At 66.6% G+C, this 20,587-nt stretch carries 18 protein-coding genes and 1 pseudogene; 15 read left to right on the forward strand and 4 right to left on the reverse strand.

The features are described from left to right. Window positions 1–193: 193 nt before the first annotated feature. From cobJ to cobG, 4 genes are read right to left on the reverse strand one after another with little or no spacing between them, the layout of a single operon-like run. Window positions 194–1,891: a precorrin-3B C(17)-methyltransferase gene (gene cobJ / locus ACQKQA_RS22455; protein ID WP_427562553.1), complete on the reverse strand. Its 1,698-nt coding sequence runs from the start codon at window positions 1,889–1,891 to the stop codon at window positions 194–196. Beyond that, the gene (locus ACQKQA_RS22460; protein ID WP_427562556.1) at window positions 1,891–2,625 is read right to left on the reverse strand and encodes a precorrin-2 C(20)-methyltransferase; all 735 of its coding nucleotides are present in this window, start codon (window positions 2,623–2,625) and stop codon (window positions 1,891–1,893) included. Before ACQKQA_RS22460 ends, cobJ begins: the two co-directional genes overlap by 1 nt. Further along, entirely contained in the window at window positions 2,622–3,248 is a 627-nt protein-coding gene (locus tag ACQKQA_RS22465) for a precorrin-8X methylmutase (protein ID WP_075117671.1), read from the reverse strand. Before ACQKQA_RS22465 ends, ACQKQA_RS22460 begins: the two co-directional genes overlap by 4 nt. After that, window positions 3,241–4,554: a precorrin-3B synthase gene (gene cobG / locus ACQKQA_RS22470; RefSeq protein ID WP_427562559.1), complete on the reverse strand. Its 1,314-nt coding sequence runs from the start codon at window positions 4,552–4,554 to the stop codon at window positions 3,241–3,243. The genes ACQKQA_RS22465 and cobG overlap by 8 nt, the downstream gene beginning before the upstream one ends. 138 nt (window positions 4,555–4,692) lie before the next feature. On the opposite strand from cobG, the gene cbiE reads away from it, so the two are divergent. From cbiE to urtA, 15 genes and pseudogenes are all read left to right on the forward strand, one after another. Further along, window positions 4,693–5,898: a precorrin-6y C5,15-methyltransferase (decarboxylating) subunit CbiE gene (gene cbiE, locus ACQKQA_RS22475; protein ID WP_427562562.1), complete on the forward strand. Its 1,206-nt coding sequence runs from the start codon at window positions 4,693–4,695 to the stop codon at window positions 5,896–5,898. A 36-nt stretch (window positions 5,899–5,934) separates the two neighbouring features. Beyond that, window positions 5,935–7,032, forward strand: coding sequence for a cobalt-precorrin-5B (C(1))-methyltransferase (locus ACQKQA_RS22480; RefSeq protein ID WP_427562565.1), 1,098 nt, complete (start codon window positions 5,935–5,937; stop codon window positions 7,030–7,032). Beyond that, the gene (locus ACQKQA_RS22485) at window positions 7,029–7,742 is read left to right on the forward strand and encodes a cobalt-precorrin-6A reductase (protein WP_427562568.1); all 714 of its coding nucleotides are present in this window, start codon (window positions 7,029–7,031) and stop codon (window positions 7,740–7,742) included. The genes ACQKQA_RS22480 and ACQKQA_RS22485 overlap by 4 nt, the downstream gene beginning before the upstream one ends. 217 nt (window positions 7,743–7,959) lie before the next feature. Continuing rightward, window positions 7,960–8,295: a type II toxin-antitoxin system RelE/ParE family toxin gene (locus ACQKQA_RS22490; RefSeq protein ID WP_427562571.1), complete on the forward strand. Its 336-nt coding sequence runs from the start codon at window positions 7,960–7,962 to the stop codon at window positions 8,293–8,295. A 5-nt stretch (window positions 8,296–8,300) separates the two neighbouring features. Further along, window positions 8,301–8,624: a DNA-binding protein gene (locus ACQKQA_RS22495; protein ID WP_427562574.1), complete on the forward strand. Its 324-nt coding sequence runs from the start codon at window positions 8,301–8,303 to the stop codon at window positions 8,622–8,624. Between the two features lie 108 nt (window positions 8,625–8,732). Beyond that, window positions 8,733–9,131 carry a DUF2946 domain-containing protein gene (locus tag ACQKQA_RS22500; RefSeq protein WP_427562577.1) on the forward strand — a complete coding sequence of 133 codons (399 nt, stop codon included), beginning with the start codon at window positions 8,733–8,735 and terminating at the stop codon, window positions 9,129–9,131. A gap of 47 nt (window positions 9,132–9,178) precedes the next feature. Then, the gene (locus tag ACQKQA_RS22505) at window positions 9,179–9,673 is read left to right on the forward strand and encodes a copper chaperone PCu(A)C (RefSeq protein ID WP_427562580.1); all 495 of its coding nucleotides are present in this window, start codon (window positions 9,179–9,181) and stop codon (window positions 9,671–9,673) included. Between the two features lie 27 nt (window positions 9,674–9,700). After that, on the forward strand, window positions 9,701–10,129 hold the full coding sequence (locus ACQKQA_RS22510) for a DUF2946 domain-containing protein (protein WP_427562624.1): 429 nt from the start codon (window positions 9,701–9,703) through the stop codon (window positions 10,127–10,129). Window positions 10,130–10,220: 91 nt separating this feature from the next. Further along, a complete protein-coding gene (locus tag ACQKQA_RS22515) occupies window positions 10,221–12,356 on the forward strand; it encodes a TonB-dependent copper receptor (RefSeq protein ID WP_427562583.1) in 2,136 nt (711 codons plus the stop codon). 121 nt (window positions 12,357–12,477) lie between these two features. Continuing rightward, window positions 12,478–13,860 carry a PepSY-associated TM helix domain-containing protein gene (locus ACQKQA_RS22520; RefSeq protein ID WP_427562585.1) on the forward strand — a complete coding sequence of 461 codons (1,383 nt, stop codon included), beginning with the start codon at window positions 12,478–12,480 and terminating at the stop codon, window positions 13,858–13,860. A 157-nt stretch (window positions 13,861–14,017) separates the two neighbouring features. Next, the gene (locus ACQKQA_RS22525; RefSeq protein ID WP_427562588.1) at window positions 14,018–16,147 is read left to right on the forward strand and encodes a TonB-dependent receptor; all 2,130 of its coding nucleotides are present in this window, start codon (window positions 14,018–14,020) and stop codon (window positions 16,145–16,147) included. Window positions 16,148–16,160: 13 nt separating this feature from the next. Continuing rightward, window positions 16,161–16,701 (forward strand): annotated as a pseudogene (locus ACQKQA_RS22530) (ABC transporter ATP-binding protein); the annotation flags it as partial. 244 nt (window positions 16,702–16,945) lie between these two features. Continuing rightward, window positions 16,946–17,905 carry an ABC transporter substrate-binding protein gene (locus ACQKQA_RS22535; RefSeq protein WP_427562591.1) on the forward strand — a complete coding sequence of 320 codons (960 nt, stop codon included), beginning with the start codon at window positions 16,946–16,948 and terminating at the stop codon, window positions 17,903–17,905. After that, a complete protein-coding gene (locus ACQKQA_RS22540) occupies window positions 17,902–18,912 on the forward strand; it encodes a FecCD family ABC transporter permease (RefSeq protein WP_427562594.1) in 1,011 nt (336 codons plus the stop codon). The genes ACQKQA_RS22535 and ACQKQA_RS22540 overlap by 4 nt, the downstream gene beginning before the upstream one ends. Window positions 18,913–19,234: 322 nt before the next feature. Next, window positions 19,235–20,500 carry an urea ABC transporter substrate-binding protein gene (gene urtA, locus ACQKQA_RS22545; protein WP_427562597.1) on the forward strand — a complete coding sequence of 422 codons (1,266 nt, stop codon included), beginning with the start codon at window positions 19,235–19,237 and terminating at the stop codon, window positions 20,498–20,500. Window positions 20,501–20,587: the final 87 nt, after the last annotated feature.

Consider the following 20,587-nt stretch of genomic DNA (forward strand, 5'->3'; position numbering starts at 1 on the left):
GTTTGTAAAAAGGGACTCGCCGTAAGGGCGAAACCCTAAGTGGCCGTGACCGCAGGAATGGATATGTACACCGTCCAAAACATGCAGCGCCAGAATGGACGCGATCGCGGGCAAGCCTCGCTCCTACGGAAGCCAGCAAGACATGCCCCGCTGTAACGGTGGAACCATACGGCCACGCAAGGGTAAGGCAGGTCTAAGGCTTCTGCCCGTACCACCTCGGCGTATACACCCACTCCCCGCCCTCGGCCTTGGGAAACACACAGGTAGTGGATGAACCAATCAAAACCATAGTCCGCATATCCACCTGCTCCGGCGTCAACTCGCCAAGCATGATGACCCGTAACGTCTGCCCCGGCCGCCCAATATCCCGCCCCAACACCACCGGCGTATCGGCGGTGCGATGCTGACGCACGATCTCCAGAGCACGCCCCAACTGCCACGGCCGCGAACGCGAGATCGGGTTATAGAACGCCAAAGCCAGGTCGGCCTGGGACGCCAGCTCCAAACGCTTCTCGATGATGTCCCAAGGCTTGAGATTGTCCGACAGCGACAGTACACAGAAGTCATGCCCCAACGGCGCACCGGCCTGCGCAGCAGTGGCCAGAGACGCCGAGACGCCAGGAAGAACTTCCAGCTCGACCCGATGCCAAGCCGGCTCGCTGGACTCATGCAAAGCTTCGAGTACCGCCGCGGCCATGGCGAACACGCCTGGGTCGCCGGACGACACCACCACCACCGAGCGCCCCTGGGCCGCCAACTCGAAGGCATGCCGGGCCCGCTGCATTTCTTCGCGGTTGTCGGTGCAGTGCATCACCTGGTCGGCACGGAACGGCCCGGCCATGCGCACATAGGTTTCGTAACCGAGGATATCGTTGGCCCGCGCCAGTTCGGCTTTCACCGCCGGCACCATCAGTTCGGCGGCGCCAGGCCCCAGGCCGATCACCGCCAGCCGCCCGCGAGGACGACCGATCTGCTGCGGGTCCAGCGGCTGGCTAGCCACGGCAATGGCGATGTCCTCGCCCACACTGAGGGGCGGCAGCAATTGCGGCACTGCCTGCTGCGCCAGTTCGGCCACGCTGTTGGCCGCCGGGGCGAAACGCAGGGGAACGCCCAACTCGGCGGCGGCGGCGCGCAAGGCAGGGCTGGCCATTTCACTGTCGGCGGCCAACAGACAGGCAACGGATTGCACGGCGATTTTCTTCTGATGCAAGGCATCCCGCAGGGCCTCGGCGCCGGCGATGTTGCCGTTGCAGGCAATCAGTACACTGCGCGGGTAGATCAGCAATTCGTTGGCGGCGGGCTCGCGCTCGGCCGAGCCGACGCGGATCGTCAGCCGCGCCTGCTGGTCTTCCGGCAACTTAGCCTCGGCCAGCCAGGGCGCGGCGCCTTCGATACGCACGCTTTCACCGCCCAGCAGATCAGAGACGAAGCGCTTGCCCAGCTCCAGGTCGCCCAGGGCGTAACCGCTGGGAGGATTGAGCAGGCAGGTGCCGAAACGCAGCTCGCCGCTGGTGGTGATGGCCGCCGCCACACCCAGGCCGGCGGCGATTTCCCGGGCCATGACATTCACCCCGCCCAGGCCGCCGAGCAACGGCACCACGGCGCTGCCGTCCTCGGCCACGGCCAGCACCGGCGGCTCGGCGCCCTTCTCCAGCAGCAAGGGCGCCAGGGTCCGGATGACGATGCCGGCGGCGCACAGGGCGATGATTGGCGTGTCCTGCTGATACAGCTGGCGCAGGGTCGCACCGAATTCCCGGTACAGCCGGTCGGCGCCCTCGACCCGTTCGGCCAGGCCGTGGATCAGTGCGTCCGGGTACAGTTGCTGCAGCTTGCGGGCAGTCGCCAGGCTGCCTTGGCCAAGGATGACGATGGCCGGCGCGGAACGGGCCATCAACCTTGCCACCTTTCGCCCGGGACGATGATCAGCGAGAAGTACGGCGAAGACATGGGGTCCACCTCATCCAGCGGCACGATCTTCTGGTTGGCCATGGTCGCGCGCTCGACATACAGCGCGCGCTCGGCCAGGCCCAGCTCGGCGAGCACCTGGCGCACCTTGGGGAAGTTGCGCCCCAGCTTCATCACCACCGCCGCGTCGGCATCGGCCAGGCGCCGCTTGAGTTCGTCAGGGGGCAACACGCCGGAGAGCACCGACAGGCTCTGGTTGCGATACACCAGCGGCGCGCCCAGCACCGAAGCGCCACCGAGCATCGAGCACACCCCCGGCACCACTTCGGCCGGGTAACGCTCGGCCAGACGGTCGTGCAGGTACATGTAGGAACCGTAGAAGAACGGGTCGCCCTCGCAGATCACCGCCACATCGCGGCCGGCGTCCAGGTGCTCGGCCAGTTGCGCGCTGGCGCTGTCGTAGAAGTCACTGATCACTTGTTCATAGGACAGCGGCGCCGGCAGCGCTTCGGTGGTCACCGGGTAGACCAGCGGCAACAGTGTCTGCGCGTCCTGCAAATGCGCTTCGATAATGCCGAAGGCATTGCCCTTTTTACCTTTGGCAACGAAGTACGCCACCACCGGCGACTCGCGCAGCAGGCGCAGGGCTTTCACGGTAATCAGCTCCGGGTCACCGGGGCCCACGCCGAGGCCGATCAAACGTCCAGGTTGCTGCATCATTCGATCTCCGTGGCCAGGGCATTGACGGCGGCGGCGGCCATGGCGCTGCCGCCCAGGCGGCCTTGCATGATCACAAAAGGCACGCCGCGGCTGTCGGCGGCGAGCATCGCCTTGGACTCGGCCGCGCCGACGAAGCCCACCGGGAAGCCGAGGATCAGCGCCGGTTTCGGCGCGCCGGCGTCGAGCATTTCCAGCAGATAGAACAGCGCGGTCGGCGCGTTGCCGATCACCACCACGCTGCCTTCCAGGTACGGCCGCCACAGTTCCAGGGCCACCGCCGAGCGAGTGTTGCCCAGCTCGCGGGCGAGCTGCGGCACGCTGTCGTCGCGCAGGGTGCAGATCACCTGATTGTTCGCCGGCAGGCGCGCGCGGGTGATGCCCTCGGACACCATGCGCGCGTCGCAGAGAATCGGCGCGCCGGCTGCCAGCGCGGCGCGCCCCGCAGAGCCTGCGCCTTCGGAGAACTGCAAGCCGTCGATGGCATCGACCATGCCGCAGGCATGGATCACCCGCACCGCGAGTTTTTCCAGATCCGCGGGGATGCGCTCGAGCCGGGCCTCTTCGCGAATGATGGCGAAGGAGTTGCGATAGATCTCCTGACCGTCGCGGATGTAATCAATCATCGGTGTTGCTCCGTGGGCGGGCATCGAGCAAGGCGCCGGCCGCTTCTAGGGAAAGGTGGCGTGCGTGCAGCGTGCCGAAACCCGGCTGCGCGGCATCGCGAAAATAGAGGTCGTAACGACCGGGGGCGACCGCCAGCAAGGTGGCCGGTGCGACATGGGCGGCGGCGCAGGAACGCGAGCAGCCGGACAGGTGCACCTCCACACAGTGGCCATGACGCTGGAACAGCGCAGCCAGTTGCAGGGCGTCGCCCTTGGTGTCGGCCAGGGCCTTGGCGCAGCCGCTGGAACCGGTGCAGGCAATCAGATGGGCCAGGGCCTGGTCCGGCGAACAGAGAAAACCCAACTGCTGCAGGCGCCGCGTGACATCCGGCGCGTCTTCGGCCCGCAGGTTCGGCAGCAGCAGGCTCTGCCAGGGGGTGAATCTCAAACTGCCGTCGCCCCATTGCTCGGCCAACTCGGCCGCGCCGCGCAACATGAACGGATCGAGCCGCCCCAGGGGCGCGACGGCGCCGATATAGAGCCGGCCGTTTTCCCGCTGTGGATAAGTGCCGATATGCAGCGGCTCGCTCGAGGCCGCGCGCTGCCAATCCCCCACTCTGATCACAGGCCCCGCCAGCCGGGCAGACAAGCGCGCCAGCAGTTCATCCGCCGAATGCTCCGCCAACAGCTGGCGCATACGCGTCTGTTCCGGGCGGGCCAGTTCGAGAAACAGCTCCAGCACCGCCACCACCAGGGTATGTCCATCCTCCAGGGCCACGCTGGCGAGCGGCGGATCCCCGGGGCAACCAGCCAGGCCGAACGCCAGCCAGGGCTCGCCTGCGCCTTCGAAGGCCGAGAGCCACAGGTCATGGGGGTGTTCCAGCATGGCCAGGGCTTCGCCGCCGTCGAGCTGCACGGCGAACTTGGGCGACAGCTCATGAAAACGCGGATGGCTTTGCAAGGTGGCGAGAATCTGCCCGGCCAGGGCACGGGTGTCGACGATCATCTGCCGGTCGATCCCGGCCGTGGGGCTGAGCATCAGGTTGCGCACATCGTCGCCGGCCGCCGTGGTCGGCCCCAGGCCCGCCGCCAGCAGCTCGGCGATCAGCGCCTGATGCTCGCCGCCGATCCCGCGAATCTGCAGGTTGGCGCGGTTGGTCGCCTCGATCACCCCGCCGGCAAAACGCTCGGCCGCCGCGGCCACCGCCCGGGCCTGGGCCACGCCGATCACCCCGCCGGCCAGCTTGATCCGGCAGATGCCGCCGTCCAGAGCCGGGACGATACGCAGCAACCCCGGGCAGGCCGAGGGGCGTATGGCAGCGGACATCGGGCGTTCGTTCAAGGGGGCGACCGGCTGTGTGGGAAAGGCGCTTCGCGGGCGAAGGCGCGGTATTATGCCTGCTTTGTCCGAAGGCATGAAAAGCCTGCCTGTCGGAAGAACAGGTTTTACCCTCGAGGAATAGCAATGTCGCCCTGGCTGACGGTAGTGGGAATCGGTGAAGACGGCTTCAAGGGCCTGGGCAAGAACGCCCGGCGCGCCCTGATGGGCGCTTCGCGGATCGTCGGCGGCCAGCGCCAGCTGGACCTGCTGCCGGTGTGCATCCGCGGCGAGCGGCAGCTGTGGCCCAGCCCCTTCTCCCTGGAACCGGTGCTGGCCAAACGTGGCGAGCCGGTGTGCGTCCTGGCCAGCGGCGACCCCATGTTGTTCGGCGTCGGCGCCAGCCTGGCGCGGCAGGTGCCCCAGGAAGACATTCATGTCCTGCCCGCGCCCTCGTCCTACTCGCTGGCGGCCGCGCACCTGGGCTGGCCGCTGCAAGAGGTGGTGACGCTCTCGGTGGTCGCCCGCCCCGTGGCCGCCCTCAGCGCCCAGCTGTTCAGCGGCGTGCGCCTGCTGGTGCTGAGCAACGACGGCCTCAGCCCCTCGGCCATCGCCGCCTTGCTGCGCGAGCGCGGCTTCGGCCCGAGCCGCCTCAGTGTGCTGGAGCACCTGGGCGGCACGGCCGAGCGGCGCATCGACGGCACTGCCAACGACTGGAGCGACCCGGCCATCGCCGACCTCAACCTGGTGGCCATCGAATGCCTGGCCGAGCCCGGGGCACCACGCCTGTCGCGCCTGGCCGGCCTGCCGGACTCGGCCTTCGAGCATGACGGCCAACTGACCAAGCGCGATGTCCGCGCCATCACCCTGGCCCGCCTGGCGCCGACTCCTGGCGAGCTGCTGTGGGATGTGGGCGCCGGCAGCGGCTCGATCGGCATCGAATGGATGCGCGCGCATCCCAGCTGCCGGGCCCTGGCCATCGAGGCCGACGCCGGTCGCCAGCAACTGATCGAACACAACCGCGACGCCCTTGGCGTGCCGGGCCTGCAGCTGATTCGCGGCAGCGCGCCCCAGGCCCTGGACGGTCTGGAGGCCCCGGACGCGATCTTCATCGGCGGCGGCGTGACCCGCGAAGGCGTGCTCGACACCTGCTGGGCCCGGCTCAAGCCCGGCGGCCGGCTGGTGGCCAATGCCGTGACCCTGCAAAGCGAAACCACCCTGATGGCCTGGCGCGAGCGGCATGGCGGCGAACTGACCCGCATCCATATCGCCCAGGCCCAGCCGCTGGGGGGCTTCGACACCTGGCGCCAGGCGCTGCCCATTACCCTGCTCGATCTCGTCAAGCCGCTATGACCGCCCTTCCCTCGCTCCTGCAAAGGGAATGTTCCCATGCGTGAAGAAACCGCCGAGCAACCAGCCCCGCTGCGCAGCGGCCTGACCACCGGCAGTTGCGCCACCGCCACCAGCCTGGCGGCGGCGTGCCTGTTGCTCGGCGGCGCCAGCGCCGATGCGGTGGAGATCGTCCTGCCCAAGGGCAAGCAGGTACAGATGCGCCTGGAGTTCTGTCGCCTCACCGACAAGGGCGCCGAAGCCGGCACCCTCAAGGACGCCGGCGACGACCCCGACGTGACCCACGGCGCCCTGCTCTATTCCCAGGTGCGCCTGATCGCGGACAGCGGCATCCGCTTCGTCGCCGGCAAGGGGGTGGGCACCGTGACCCGCCCGGGCCTGGTGCTGGGGGTCGGCGAGCCGGCGATCAACCCGGTGCCGCGACGGATGATCGGCGAGCACCTGACGGCGCTGGCGCTCGAACGGGGCTATCAGGGCGGTTTCGAAGTCACGGTCAACGTCGAGGACGGCGAAGCCCTGGCGCTGAAGACCATGAATCCGCGCCTGGGCATTCTCGGAGGCCTGTCGATCCTCGGCACCAGCGGCATCGTGCGGCCGTTTTCCTGCGCGGCCTATATCGCCTCGATCCACCAGGGCATCGATGTCGCCACGACCAATGGCTATCAGCACATCGCCGCCTGCACCGGCAACGCCAGCGAAGACACCATGCGCCGGGTCTACGGGCTGCCGGAAATCGCCCTGATCGAAATGGGCGACTTCGTCGGCGCCGTGCTCAAGCACCTGCGCAAGGTCCCAGTGGAGAGACTCAGCCTGTGCGGCGGTTTCGGCAAGATCAGCAAGCTCGCTGCCGGCCACATGGACCTGCACAGCCGCCACTCCAGCATCGACCTGCCGCAACTGGCCGAATGGGCCGCGGCGGTGGGCGCCGATGAAGCCCTGCAAAGCGCTATCCGCGGCGCCAACACCAGCCAGCAAGCCCTGGCCATGGCCAGCGCCGCCGGGGTCGCCCTGGGCGATGCGGTGTGCCAGCACGCCCTGGCGTTCGCCCGCAGCGTGGTGCCGCCACAGGTCCAGGTCGAGGTCTTCGCCATCGATCGCCAGGGCGGCGTCGTCGGCCATGCCGGAGCCTTTCGATGAAACGCATCTTGCTGCTGGGCGGCGTGAGCGAGGCCCTGGCCATCGCCCGGACCCTGGGCCCGGAACATATCTACAGCCTGGCGGGCATCGGCCGTGTACCCGATGACCTGGCCTGCCAGGTGCGAGTGGGGGGCTACGGCGGTGCCGAGGGCCTGGCCGGGTTCATCCGGGAGCAGGGCATCGAACTGCTGCTGGACGCCACTCACCCCTATGCCGCCCGGATCAGCCAGAACGCGGCCACCGCCGCGCGGCTCGGCGGCATTCCCTGCTGGGCCCTGCGCCGGCCGGCCTGGCAGGCACAGGCCGGTGACGACTGGCGTGAAGTCCGCGACTGGGCCGATCTGGTAGAGGCCCTGAAGCCCTTCAAGCGGCCGCTGTTCACCCTGGGCCGCGAACCCTTGCAGCACCTGGACGAGATCCCCGCCGGGCAGTTCTGGACCCTGCGCGCCCTCGACACCTGTCCCGGCAATGCCCGCTGTGAAGTGATAGGCGCCCGTGGGCCGTTCCTGATCGACGACGAACGCGAGCTGTTCGAGCGCCGCCGGATCGACGTGCTGATCAGCAAGAACAGCGGCAGCAGCGCCACCGAACCCAAGCTGGAAGTCGCGCGCGAGCGCGGGGTGCCGGTGTTGATCCTGCAACGGCCGCCATTGCCGGCCGTCGATCGGGAATTCCATGACCTGGGCGAGCTGCTCCAGGCGCTGCGCTGACGCTCAAACCAGGCAAAAGCGCCGACCGATACATCGAGTTACCAAGCCATCCACAGCCTTCCGCCGAACGGCAAGGCCCAGCCGTGGCCGCCGCGCCACGGGGCCCTTGCGTATTGAAGACAGAGGAAACACTTGCGGCGTTGGCCCCGAACGGGCTTTGCGCCAGGATCGAAGGCCTAGCCATATAGTAACCTATCTGTTACCTTCAAGGCCGGCCATGATCACAGTCGAGGAATACCAGCGAGAGAACCGCGGCAGCCCCTTCGGGCGCTGTTTCGCAACCCTGGATACCCAGGCAGCCGTCAAGGTTTCCACCGCGCTGCTGCGCCTGGAAATGGGCAACACGTCCAACATCAAATGGTTCGATGGCTTAGGCGAATACCGCATCGATTGGGGCCCTGGCTACAGAATCTATCTGATCCAGGACGGCAGGCACCTGGTCATCCTGTTTGGCGGTGGCGACAAGTCCACCCAGCAGGCAGACATCAGGCAGGCGAAAAAGCTGATCGCCGAATTCCATCACCGCAAGCAGGCCGAACTGAAAGCGAGGTAACCCCCATGGCACTGACCCGAAGCTTCAAACAAACCATCGCCGAACGCGCCGAGCGCGACCCGGCGTTTTCCCAGGCACTGCTGGACGAGGCTGCTACGCTGTTCCTCAACGGCGAACCGGAGATGTCGCGGATCATTCTGCGCGACCTGGTCAACGCCACCGTCGGCTTCGAGGCCCTGGCCAGAGAAACCGCCAAACCGAGCAAGAGCCTGCATCGCATGCTGTCCGCCAGCGGCAACCCGAGCATGGACAACCTGGCCGCGATCTTCGCCGCCATCCGCGCCAAGCTCGGCGTCGCCATCGAGGTCCGTGCCATACCGGCTCATTGAGGAAGGGGAAAGCTGCGCTGCGACACCACACCGCACAGCGCTTTTTTACTTATCCACAGCGTTCAGGCTAAATACGCCCCTGTTCGCTCAACCTGACGGATCGTCACCATGTCCCGACAACGGCTCGCATTTGCCTGGATCGCCTGCTTCGCAGTGCTGTTCAACATGCTTGCCATGCCACTGTCGGGAGCCATGCAGCAGACGGATCGGACGCCCGCCGAGCAACTGCTGTGGGGCAGTTTCTGTTCCTCCAGCGGCACCAAGCTGGTGGCGATCTCCCTGGGCAAGCTGGAACAGCAAGCCCCGCAGAACGACGATCATTCCAACATGCAGCACTGCTGGTGCTGTTCCGGCTCGGCCCCCCTGGTCGCGTTGCCGGGCCATGTGCCGCAGCTGTATTTCGCCCGTTTCGAGTCCAATCGCAGTGTCGCGCCTCCCGCGCTGGCCATGCCCACGCCGCGCCAGCAATGGCCGAGCCTCAATCCCCGGGCTTCCCCTCTGGTCTGATCCACCTCGCAAGTGAACTGCGTGTTGAATCGTTCTGGAGAACTGCCATGTTGAAATCCGCCCTGCTCAAGCAAGCCCTGCTGCTGGCTGCCCTGCTGTTGCCCGCCGGTTTTGTCGCCGCCCATGAATACAAGGTGGGGGAGTTGCAGATCGCTCACCCCTGGTCGAAGGAACTGCCGCCGAACGCACCGACGGTGGCGGCCTATTTCGTCATTCACAACACCGGCAACAATGCCGACCGCCTGCTCAGTGTCGACTCGCCGATCTCCGGCAAGGCCGAGCTGCACGAGCACGTGCAACAGGGCGACCTGATGAAAATGCAGCAGGTGCCCAGCGTGGCGATAGCCCCGGGCGCCATGGTCACCTTCGCGCCCATGGCCTATCACGTGATGCTGCTGGACCTGAAGGACCGCAGCCTGCTCCGCGATGGCAAGCGCTTCCCGCTGACCCTGCACTTCGAGAAGTCCGGTGACGTCACCGTCGAAGTCGCGGTGCAGAAAGAGGCGCCCGCAGGTAGCCAGGAACACATGCACGCCCAGTAAGCACCGGCCGTCATTTCCGTGAACACCTTGCGCCTGTCTGGCGGCAGAGGATCCACTGCGCGCGCGCTGAATGTGCGGCGCGGCAGCTGGATCAGCCTGTTCGCCATGCTGATGATCTTTATCGGTCCGCTGATTTCCCAGTCGATGCCGATGGATCGTGCCATGCCGATGAACATGTCCATGTCGATGGACATGAGCAGCGGCGAGCCCGGCTGCCATGGTGAAAGCCCCCCCGGCGAGCAGCACGGCAAAATCCAGGGCGACCACGCACTCTGGGAAAAATGCGGCTATTGCGGCCTGCTGTTCAACTGCCCGGCGCTGCCTGGCAGCCTGTCGTTCACGGCGCTGGACAGCGCGCCGTCCAGCCACTTCCTCACCCCTTCGCCGCGCCTGGGCCACGCTCGGCAAACGGTGTTCCCCGGCGCCCGGACCCGCGCGCCACCGATCATTGCGTAAGCCCCACCACCGCACTTCACCCGGCCGACTGTAGAAAAGACAGCCGCAGGCTGCTGGCCGTGTTGTTTACGAAATGATTGATGGAACCTTTATGTCCAGGTTTTCTGCTGACACTCGCCTGTGCTCTGCCCAGGCCCCTGCAATTTTTGCCCTCGACCCATCCCAGGCGCGCCTGCGCCGCGCCATCGCCGTCCTCTGCGGCACCCTGCTCACGCCGCTGGCCCTGGCGGCCGAACAGCCCATGGACCACAGCCAGCACGGCGAAGAGCTGAGCCCGACGGTGATCACCGCCATCGCCCCCAGCTCGCCGCTGACCGTAGTCACCAACCCCAAAGACCCGCGCCAGCCGGTCCCGGCCAGCGACGGCGGCGACTACCTGAAGACCATTCCCGGCTTCGCCCTGGTACGCAACGGCGGCACCAACGGCGACCCGGTACTGCGCGGCATGTTCGGCTCGCGCCTGAACATCCTCACCAACGGCGGCATGATGCTCGGCGCCTGCCCCGGCCGCATGGACGCACCGACCTCCTACATCTCGCCGGAAACCTACGACCAGCTGACCGTGATCAAGGGCCCGCAAACCGTGCTCTGGGGACCTGGCGCATCGGCCGGGACCATCCTCTTCGACCGCGAGCCGGAAAACTTCGGCGCGCTCGGCACCCGGGTCAACGCCAGCCTCCTCACCGGCTCCAACGGCCGCTTCGACAAGGTGGTGGATGCCGCCGCCGGCGGTCCCCTGGGCTACGTGCGGGTGATCGGCAACCAGGCCCACTCCGACGACTACAAGGACGGCAACAACGACACCGTGCCGTCGCGCTACGAGAAGTGGAACGGTGACGTCGCCCTGGGCTGGACCCCAGATGCCGACACCCTGCTGGAACTCACCGCCGGCAAGGGCGACGGCGAAGCCCGTTATGCCGGGCGCAGCATGGACGGCTCGCAGTTCAAGCGCGAAAGCCTGGGGCTGCGCTTCGAGCGCGCCAACATCGGCGAGGTGCTGGATAAGGTCGAGGCACAGGTCTACTACAACTATGCCGACCACGTGATGGACAACTACAGCCTGCGCACGCCGTCTGGCACCGGGGCGATGGCCGGCCCCATGGCCAGCAACGTCGACCGCCGGACCCTCGGTGCACGGATCAAGGCCACCTGGCGCTGGGCCGATGTGCAACTGATCAGCGGCCTCGATGCACAGACCAACGAACACCGCCGGCGCAAAGGCATGGGCATCGACACCTACAAGGACCAGCCACGGACCAAGGACGCCGACTTCCACAACTACGGGGTATTCGGCGAACTGACCTGGTACGCCGCCGACCGCGAGCGCTTGATCAGCGGTGCCCGGGTCGACCGCGCCTCAGCCCGGGATTTCCGCCAGACCATCGGCTCCGGGATGATGACCCGGCCCAACCCGACCGCTGGCGACACCCGCGCCGACACCCTGCCCAGCGGCTTCGTCCGCTACGAGCACGACCTGGCCGATATCCCGGCCACGGCCTACGTTGGCCTGGGCCATGCGCAACGCTTCCCGGACTACTGGGAGCTGTTCTCGCCGAACATGGGCCCGGCCGGTTCGGTCAACGCCTTCGACTCGATCAAGCCGGAGAAAACCACCCAGCTCGACTTCGGCCTGCAATACAAGACTGCCGAACTGGAGGCCTGGGCCTCGGGTTATATCGGCCAGGTACGCGACTACATCCTGTTCAACTACCGCCCCGGCATGATGGGCATGACCTCCCAGGCCGAGAACATCGACGCGCGCATCATGGGCGGCGAACTCGGCGCAGCCTACAAGCTGACCGACAACTGGAAGGCCGACGCCACCCTGGCCTACGCCTGGGGCAAGAACAGCAGCGACGGCTCGCCGCTGCCGCAGATGCCCCCGCTGGATGCGCGCTTCGGCCTGACCTACAGCCAGGACCAGTGGAGCGCCGGCGCCCTCTGGCGCGTAGTGGCGGCGCAGAACCGCATCGACGAAAACAAGGGCAACGTGGTCGGCAAGGACTTCGGCAAGAGCGGCGGCTTCGGCGTGTTCTCGCTCAACGGCGCCTATCGGATCAACAAGAACCTGAAGGTCAGCACCGGCGTCGACAACCTGTTCGGCAAGGCCTACGCCGAGCACCTGAACCTGGCCGGCAACGCCGGGTTCGGCTACCCGGCCAATGACCCGCAAGCCATCAACGAACCGGGGCGCACGCTCTGGACCAAGGTCGACCTGAGTTTCTAAACACAACAAGAGAGGTAGCCGCTGCCGACAGGCTGCGAAAGATCCGCGGGATCTTCACGCGGTCGATCGCAGCCCTCGGCAGCGGCTACAGAGAACAATTGCCTAGGCGGAGCGTTCCCTGATGAACCGACCCAAAGTCTCTTTCTATAACCTGGCCTGGCGCTGGCATTTCTACGCCGGGCTGTTCGTGGCCCCGTTCATGGTGATGCTGTCCCTGACCGGGATCATCTACCTGTTCAAACCCCAGCTCGATGGGCTGATGTATGGCGGCCTGCTGGAGGTGCCGGCGGGGCACCACATTCTCAGCGCCGACCAGCAACTGCAGCGGGTGCAAGCTGCCTATCCGCAAGGCCATATCAAACAATACCTGCCGCCCCTCGATGCCCGGCGCAGCGCGCAGTTCGTGGTGCAGCAGGACGGCGGCGAACTCAATGTGTTCGTCGATCCCTACCACGGCGACATCCTCGGCGAGCAGGATGCCAAGAACAATCTGCAAGCCCTGGCCCGGGCCATTCACGGCGAGCTGATGCTCGGCACCCTCGGCGACCGGCTGGTGGAGCTGGCTGCGGGCTGGGGCGTCGTCCTGGTGGTGTCCGGCCTGTACCTGTGGTGGCCGCGGGGCAAATCCGCGGCCGGGGTGTTGTGGCCACGGTTCGGCAGCCGCGGCCGCGTGCTGTGGCGCGACCTGCATGCGGTAGTCGGCTTCTGGGGCGCGGCGTTCCTGCTGGTGATGTTGCTCAGCGGCATGACCTGGACCGGTTTCTGGGGCAAGCAGTACGCCGAGCTGTGGAACCGCTTCCCGGCGGCGATGTGGAATGAGGTCCCCAAGTCCGACCAGCAGGCCGGCGCACTGAACACCGCCAGCCGCCAGACCGTGCCCTGGGCCCTGGAAAACACACCGCTGCCGATGTCCGGCGACCATGCCGAACACATGGCCCACGGCGCCGCCCACGAAGGCCCGGCCGCTCCCGGGATCAGCCTGCAGGACGTGCAGGACATCGCCACCCAGCGCCGGGTCGAACCCGGCTACAGCATCACCTTGCCAACCACTGCCAGCGGTGTGTTCACCATTGCCGTGTTCGCCGACGACCCGCGCAACGACGCCACCCTGCATGTCGACCAGTACAGCGGCAAGGTCCTGGCCGATGTGCGCTTCGAGCATTACAGCAACGTGGCCCGGGCCACCGAGATCGGGGTGATGCTGCACGAAGGCAAGATGTTCGGCCCGCTCAACCAGATCGTGGTGCTGGTGATCTGCCTGATGATTCTGCTGAGTGCCGCCAGCGGCCTGGTGATCTGGTGGAAGCGCCGTCCCCAGGGGCGCCTCGGGGTGCCGCCGCTGCGCCATGACCTGCCGAAATGGAAAACCGCGATGGCGATCATGCTGGCGCTGGCGCTGATTTTCCCGTTGGTCGGCGCCTCCCTGGTGGCCGTGTGGCTGCTGGACCGCGTGCTGTTGTCGCGCTGGAACCGCTCGGCTGAATCCGCCTCATCTTCATCATGAATCAGGCGAGATGCGCGGTTCAGACGGATCGGTAGACTGCTGTCGCTTCAATTTCGAGCACGCATAATGTTACTTTGTAACATAAAAGTGTAAGATCCCTGCCCGCAGCCACCCAGGCTGCGGGTCACCTTTTCGAAGAAGCGACTGCACCGCCCCGATGAAGAACAAGTACCTCGCGTCCAGCCTCTGCCTGCTGGCCCTGAACCACCCCGCCCAGGCCGACGAGGCGCCCCTGACGCTGCCCATCGGCACCATCAGCGCGCCCGCCATCGAGACCCAGGACATCAGCCTGCAGACCCCGACCACCGCCGGTTCGCGCCTGGGGCTGAGCGCCCTGCAAACCCCGGCCAGCACCGAAAGCCTGAGCGGCGAGCGGATCCGCCAGCGCGGCGACGCCAGCGTGCAGGACGCGGTATCGCGCGGCACCGGCATCAGCCGCACCGGCACTCCGGGCGATGGCGGCACCTCGCTTTCGGCCCGCGGCTTCACCGGCCAGGGTTCGGTGATGCAGCTGTACGACGGCAATCGCCTGTACAGCGGCATGGGCACCCTGACCTTCCCGGTGGACACCTGGTCGGTGGAACGGGTGGACGTGCTGCGCGGCCCGGCCTCGGTGCTGTACGGCGAAGGCGCCACCGGCGCGGTGGTCAACGTGATTCCGAAGAAACCCTTCGCCGGCGAGATCGAAAACCACCTGCGCCTGGGCTACGGCTCCTACGACCGCCAGCAGCAGGCCCTCGACAGCGGCGGCTCGCTGAGCGATACCCTGAGCTATCGCCTGAACCTCAACCGCCTGCGCAGCAACGGTTGGATCGACCGTGGCGACAGCGCCAGCGACTTCATCAGCGCGGCGCTGCGCTGGCAGGCCACGGATGACCTGGCGTTCACCCTCGCCCACGACTACGGCGACCAGCAGCCGATGAACTATTTCGGCACGCCGCTGATCGATGGCCGCTTGCACCAGGGCCTGCGGGACAAGAACTACAACATCGGCAACGACAAGCAGCACTACAACGACCAGTGGACCCGGCTGACCAGCGAGTGGCAGCTCTCCGAGAGCGTCAGCGCGACCAATGAACTGTATTACCTCAAGGCCCGGCGCCGCTGGCAGAACGCCGAAAACTTTAACTGGGACAGCGCCGGCCAGCAGTTGCTGCGCAGCGGCAACTTCGCCATCAAGCACCAGCAGGAGCAGGTCGGCGACCGCCAGACCTTCACCTTCAAGCACAGCCTGTTCGGCCTCGACAGCCAGACGGTGACCGGGGTCGACTACAACCGCATCCGCTTCCAGCTCAACAGCAACTCGCCGTTCAAGGATGCGCTGCCGGATGGCCAGCCGGTGGATCTGCAGCACCCGGACCCGGGCCGTTTCGACAGCGCCTCGACCTATCGCCCGCAGTTCCAGAGCACCACCAAACAGATGTCGGCCTTCGCCGAAAACCGCACCCAGCTCAGCGAGCGCTGGTCGCTGGTGACCGGCGTGCGCCGCGACTATGTGCAGGTGGACCGCGACAACCTGGTGGACGGCAGCCAGAGCGACAAGACCCTGACCGGCAACAACTGGAAGGCCGGGCTGGTGTTCGCCCTGACCCCGGACACTTCGCTCTACGGCCAGTACGCCACCAGCACCGACGGCGTCGGCGGCCTGATTTCCCTGAGCCCGAGCCAGCAGCAGTACGACCTGGCCCGCGCCCGGCAGAGCGAGATCGGCCTCAAGCAGCTGTTCTGGGACCAGCGCGGCGAATGGACCCTGGCGGCCTATCACATCGTCAAGAACAAGCTGTTGACCGACGACCCGGGCAACCCGACCCTCAAGCAGCAGGTGGGCCAGCAGTCGTCCCGCGGCCTGGAGGCCAGCCTCGACCTGCAACTGCCAAACGCCTGGCAACTGCAGGCCAACGCCGCCATCGTCAGGGCCCAGTACGACGACTTCGAAGAGCAGGTCGGCGGCCAATTCGTCTCGCGCAGCGGCAATCGTCCGGTGGACGTACCGCGCCGCACCGCCAACCTGTGGCTGAACAAGGCCGTGACCGATAAGCTGCGGGCCGGCGCCGGGGTGCGTTATGTGGATGCCCGTTATGCCGACCTGGCCAACCGCAACGAGCTGCCCAGCTACACCGTGGTCGATGCGGTGCTGTCGTGGCAGGCCTTGCGCAACACCACCTTCGGTTTGCAATTGAACAATCTGTTCGACCGGCAGTACGCCCAAAGCCAATACAATGAGGGCCAGCAATGGATCCTTGGCGCGCCACGCTCGTTGTTCGTGACCGCCGACTACACCTTTTGAACACGGACACCGCATGACCTCGCTGAACCTCGCCAACCTGACCTGGACGCCCTTGGGCCAGGGCCACTGTCATCACCAGTTCCAGTTGCGTGAGGCCAGCCTGCGGGTGGCGCCGGGGGAGTTCGTCGGCTTGATCGGCCCCAACGGCAGCGGCAAGACCAGCCTGCTGCGCTGCAGCTACCGCTTCAGCAAACCGCAGCAGGGCGAAGTCCGGCTCGATCACCACAACGTCTGGCAGCAGACGCCGCGCTGGTGCGCCCAACGCATCGCAGTGGTGCTGCAGGAGTTTCCCGACACCTTCGGCCTGACCGTCGAAGAAGTGGTCGCCATGGGCCGCACGCCGCACAAGGGTCTGTTCGACGGCGATACCGCCGAGGACCGCGCCATCGCCCGCCAGGCCCTGGAATCGGTAGGCCTGCTGGGTTTCGAGGAGCATGCCTTCGCGACGCTTTCCGGCGGCGAGAAGCAGCGGGTGATCCTGGCCCGGGCCCTGGCCCAGCAACCGCAGCTGCTGATCCTCGACGAGCCGACCAACCACCTCGACCCGCGCTACCAGCTGGAGTTGCTGCAACGGGTCAAGCGCCTGGGCATCGGCACCCTCGCCAGCATCCACGACCTGAACCTGGCCGCCGCCTTCTGCGACCGCCTGTACGTGCTCGATCACGGCCGCATCGTCGCCAGCGGCACGCCGGCCGAAGTCCTGACCCGCGAACTGCTGCAACAGGTGTTCGGCGTCCAGGCCCTGGTCGACGAACACCCGCTGTCCGGCTACCCACGAATCACCTGGATAACCCAACCATGACCCTGCGCGCTCTATTCCGCTCCAGCCTGGGCCTGGCCCTGTCGCTGGCCGTCGCCTCGGCCTTCGCCGAAGCCACCCGCTACCCGTTGACCGTCCACAGCTGCAACCGCGAGGTGACCTTCAAGGAAGCGCCGAAACACGCCCTGAGCCACGACATCAACATGACCCAGATGATGCTCGCCCTCGGCCTCAAGCCGCGCATGGTCGGCTACAGCGGCATCAGCGGCTGGAAGGCGGTGACGCCCGAGATGCGCACCATCCTCGACGGCCTGCCGGAGCTGGCGGCCAAATACCCCTCGGTGGAAACCCTGCTCAATGCCAACGTCGATTTCTTTTTCGCCGGCTGGGACTACGGCATGCGCGTCGGCGGCGACCTCACCCCGCAGACCCTGACGCCCCTGGGCATCAATGTGCTGGAGCTGACCGAGTCCTGCGCCTTCGTGATGAAGCGCCCGCCGGCCAGCCTCGACGACACCTACAACGACCTGCGCAACCTGGGCCGGATCTTCGATGTGCAGGAGCGCGCCAACCAGTTGATCGCCGGCATGCAGCAACAGGTCGCGGCGATCCAGCAGGACCTGCCCGCGGAAAAGCCGCGGGTGTTCCTCTACGACAGCGGCGAAGACCGCGCCATGACCTCCGGCCGCCTGGGCATGCCCCAAGCGCTGATCGACGCCGCCGGCGGGCGCAACATCCTGGATGACGTGGACGCCAGTTGGACCCGGGTCAACTGGGAGACCGTGGTCGAGCGCAACCCGCAGGTGATCGTGATCGTCGACTACAGCGAAATCACCGCCGAGCAGAAGCAGCAGTTCCTGATGGACAACCCGGCGCTGCAATCGGTGGATGCGATCCGCAACCAGCGTTTCATCGTGATCCCCTACGTGCAGGCCACGCCGGGCATCGATAACGTCGAAGCGGTACAAACCCTGGCCAAGGGATTCCACGGCGCATGATCGATCGTCGTTATGCCGGGTTGCTGACCGCCCTCGGCGCCCTGCTGCTGGCGTCCTGCGTACTGTCCCTGGGCTTCGGCTCGGCGCGGGTGCCGGTGGACGTGGTGGGGCGCATCCTGCTGCACAAGGCCTTCGGGCTGGGCGAAGTGGACTGGAGCGCCGGGCAGGAACATATCGTCTGGCTGATCCGCGTGCCGCGCATGTTGCTCGGGGCCCTGGTCGGCGCCGGGCTGGCGCTGATCGGCGCGGTGCTGCAAGCGGTGACGCGCAATCCCCTGGCCGATCCGCACCTGCTCGGGGTGACCTCCGGCGCCACCCTGGGGGCGGTGATCGTGGTGCTGCATGTCGGTGAAATCGTCGGCCTGCTGACCCTGCCCATCGCCGCCTTTATCGGCGCCCTGGCGAGCATGCTGCTGGTGCTCGGCATCGCCGCCCGCCATGGCCGGCTCGACAGCGACCGCCTGCTGCTGTGCGGGGTGGCGGTGTCCTTCGTGATGATGGCGGTGGCCAATCTGCTGCTGTTCATGGGCGACCACCGCGCCAGCTCGGCGGTGATGTTCTGGATGCTCGGCGGGCTGGGCCTGGCGCGCTGGGAACTGCTCGCGGTGCCGGCGGCCAGTGTGCTGCTGGGGCTGGGCCTGCTGCTGGGCATGGCGCGGCCGTTGAACGCGCTGATGGCCGGCGAACAGACCGCCGTGACCCTGGGCCTGAATGCGCGCAACGTGCGGCTCAAGGTATTCCTGATCGCATCCTTGATGACCGGGGTGCTGGTGTCCATCAGCGGTTCCATCGGCTTTGTCGGGCTGATGGTGCCGCATATCGCTCGGCGTCTTGTCGGCGCCGAACACCGCCGGCTGCTGCCCGTCTGTGTGCTGCTGGGCAGCCTGTTCCTGGTCTGGGTGGATGTCGCCGCCCGCACCCTGATCGCCCCCGAGGACCTGCCCATCGGCGTGGCCACGGCGGCCATTGGCGGGTTGTTCTTCATCGGCCTGATGCGCCGCCGCTAAGCCCCTGTAGCCGCTGCCGAGCCTGCGAGGCTGCGATAAGGCCCGCAGGGCCTTCAGCGGTCTTGAGAACGCCGCGCCCCTTCGGGTCGATCGCAGCCTACGGCAGCGGCTACAGGGACGGTCATCTGCAGCACCAACGGAGCGCATTCGCCCGCACCACAGACGCTTCACGGCTCCGCAATGGTGCGCCGAACGCCGCGCCCCGCCCCCTGAATACGACATTTCCATGCCCTGCGCCGACTCGGCACACCCCTTGCAAAACAGCCCTTCAGTAGTCCGCATCTGCCCATCAGAAAACTCATAAGTTCATGGAGATCGCACAATGAAGCGTCGCAGCTTGATCAAGGCTTTCACACTCACGGCCAGCATCGCCGCGATGGGCATGACCTGGACGGTCCAGGCCGCCGAGACCATCAAGGTCGGCATCCTGCATTCGCTGTCGGGGACCATGGCGATCTCCGAGACCTCGCTCAAGGACATGGCGCTGATGACCATCGACGAGATCAACGCCAAGGGCGGGGTCAACGGCAAGCAGCTGGAAGCGGTGGTGGTCGACCCGGCCTCGAACTGGCCGCTGTTCGCCGAGAAAGGCCGGCAGCTGCTGACCCAGGACAAGGTCGCCGTGGTGTTCGGCTGCTGGACCTCGGTGTCGCGCAAATCGGTGCTGCCGGTGTTCGAGGAACTCAACGGCCTGCTGTTCTACCCGGTGCAGTACGAAGGCGAAGAGATGTCGCCGAACGTGTTCTACACCGGCGCCGCGCCGAACCAGCAGGCGATCCCGGCGGTGGAATACCTGATGAGCGAAGACGGCGGCAACGCCAAGCGCTTCTTCCTGCTGGGCACCGACTATGTCTACCCGCGCACCACCAACAAGATCCTGCGCGCCTTCCTGCACGCCAAGGGCGTGGCCGACAAGGACATCGAAGAGGTCTACACCCCCTTCGGCCACAGCGATTACCAGACCATTGTCGCCAACATCAAGAAGTTCGCCGCCGGCGGCAAGACCGCAGTCATCTCCACGGTCAACGGCGACTCCAACGTGCCCTTCTACAAGGAACTGGCCAACCAGGGCCTGAAAGCCACCGAGGTGCCGGTGGTGGCCTTCTCCGTGGGCGAGGAAGAACTGCGCGGCATCGACACCAAGCCGCTGGTGGGCAACCTGGCAGCCTGGAACTACTTCGAGTCGGTGGAGAACCCGGTGAACCAGAAGTTCGTCGCCGACTGGAAAGCCTACGCCAAGGCCAAGAACCTGCCGGGCGCCGACAAGGCCGTGACCAACGACCCGATGGAAGCCACCTACGTCGGCATCCACCTGTGGGCCCAGGCGGTGGAGAAAGCCAAGTCCACCGATGTCGACAAGGTCCGTGCCGCCCTGGGCGGCCAGACCTTCGCCGCGCCGTCGGGCTACACCCTGACCATGGACCCGACCAACCACCACCTGCACAAGCCGGTGATGATCGGCGAGATCCAGCCCGACGGACAGTTCAACGTGGTCTGGCAGACCGAAGGCCCGACCCGCGCCCAGCCGTGGAGCCCATTCCTCCCGGGCAACGACAAGAAGCCGGATTACGCGGTGAAGAGCAACTGACCACCGCCTCCATCCTTCTGTAGGAGCGGAGCTTGCCCGCGATAGCGGTATTCCTGACCCACCGCCATCGCGAGCAAGCTTCGCTCC

Source organism: Pseudomonas sp. NPDC089530 (genome assembly GCF_050280705.1).
GTDB lineage: Bacteria > Pseudomonadota > Gammaproteobacteria > Pseudomonadales > Pseudomonadaceae > Aquipseudomonas.

What these genes read in the sequence shown, in the direction of transcription:
- cobJ (WP_427562553.1), bottom strand. Translation starts at nt 1,891, where the DNA reads ATGGCCCGTTCCGCGCCGGCCATCGTCATCCTTGGCCAAGGCAGCCTG.
- ACQKQA_RS22460 (WP_427562556.1), bottom strand. Translation starts at nt 2,625, where the DNA reads ATGATGCAGCAACCTGGACGTTTGATCGGCCTCGGCGTGGGCCCCGGT.
- ACQKQA_RS22465 (WP_075117671.1), bottom strand. Translation starts at nt 3,248, where the DNA reads ATGATTGATTACATCCGCGACGGTCAGGAGATCTATCGCAACTCCTTC.
- cobG (WP_427562559.1), bottom strand. Translation starts at nt 4,554, where the DNA reads ATGTCCGCTGCCATACGCCCCTCGGCCTGCCCGGGGTTGCTGCGTATC.
- cbiE (WP_427562562.1), top strand. Translation starts at nt 4,693, where the DNA reads ATGTCGCCCTGGCTGACGGTAGTGGGAATCGGTGAAGACGGCTTCAAG.
- ACQKQA_RS22480 (WP_427562565.1), top strand. Translation starts at nt 5,935, where the DNA reads ATGCGTGAAGAAACCGCCGAGCAACCAGCCCCGCTGCGCAGCGGCCTG.
- ACQKQA_RS22485 (WP_427562568.1), top strand. Translation starts at nt 7,029, where the DNA reads ATGAAACGCATCTTGCTGCTGGGCGGCGTGAGCGAGGCCCTGGCCATC.
- ACQKQA_RS22490 (WP_427562571.1), top strand. Translation starts at nt 7,960, where the DNA reads ATGATCACAGTCGAGGAATACCAGCGAGAGAACCGCGGCAGCCCCTTC.
- ACQKQA_RS22495 (WP_427562574.1), top strand. Translation starts at nt 8,301, where the DNA reads ATGGCACTGACCCGAAGCTTCAAACAAACCATCGCCGAACGCGCCGAG.
- ACQKQA_RS22500 (WP_427562577.1), top strand. Translation starts at nt 8,733, where the DNA reads ATGTCCCGACAACGGCTCGCATTTGCCTGGATCGCCTGCTTCGCAGTG.
- ACQKQA_RS22505 (WP_427562580.1), top strand. Translation starts at nt 9,179, where the DNA reads ATGTTGAAATCCGCCCTGCTCAAGCAAGCCCTGCTGCTGGCTGCCCTG.
- ACQKQA_RS22515 (WP_427562583.1), top strand. Translation starts at nt 10,221, where the DNA reads ATGTCCAGGTTTTCTGCTGACACTCGCCTGTGCTCTGCCCAGGCCCCT.
- ACQKQA_RS22520 (WP_427562585.1), top strand. Translation starts at nt 12,478, where the DNA reads ATGAACCGACCCAAAGTCTCTTTCTATAACCTGGCCTGGCGCTGGCAT.
- ACQKQA_RS22525 (WP_427562588.1), top strand. Translation starts at nt 14,018, where the DNA reads ATGAAGAACAAGTACCTCGCGTCCAGCCTCTGCCTGCTGGCCCTGAAC.
- ACQKQA_RS22535 (WP_427562591.1), top strand. Translation starts at nt 16,946, where the DNA reads ATGACCCTGCGCGCTCTATTCCGCTCCAGCCTGGGCCTGGCCCTGTCG.
- ACQKQA_RS22540 (WP_427562594.1), top strand. Translation starts at nt 17,902, where the DNA reads ATGATCGATCGTCGTTATGCCGGGTTGCTGACCGCCCTCGGCGCCCTG.
- urtA (WP_427562597.1), top strand. Translation starts at nt 19,235, where the DNA reads ATGAAGCGTCGCAGCTTGATCAAGGCTTTCACACTCACGGCCAGCATC.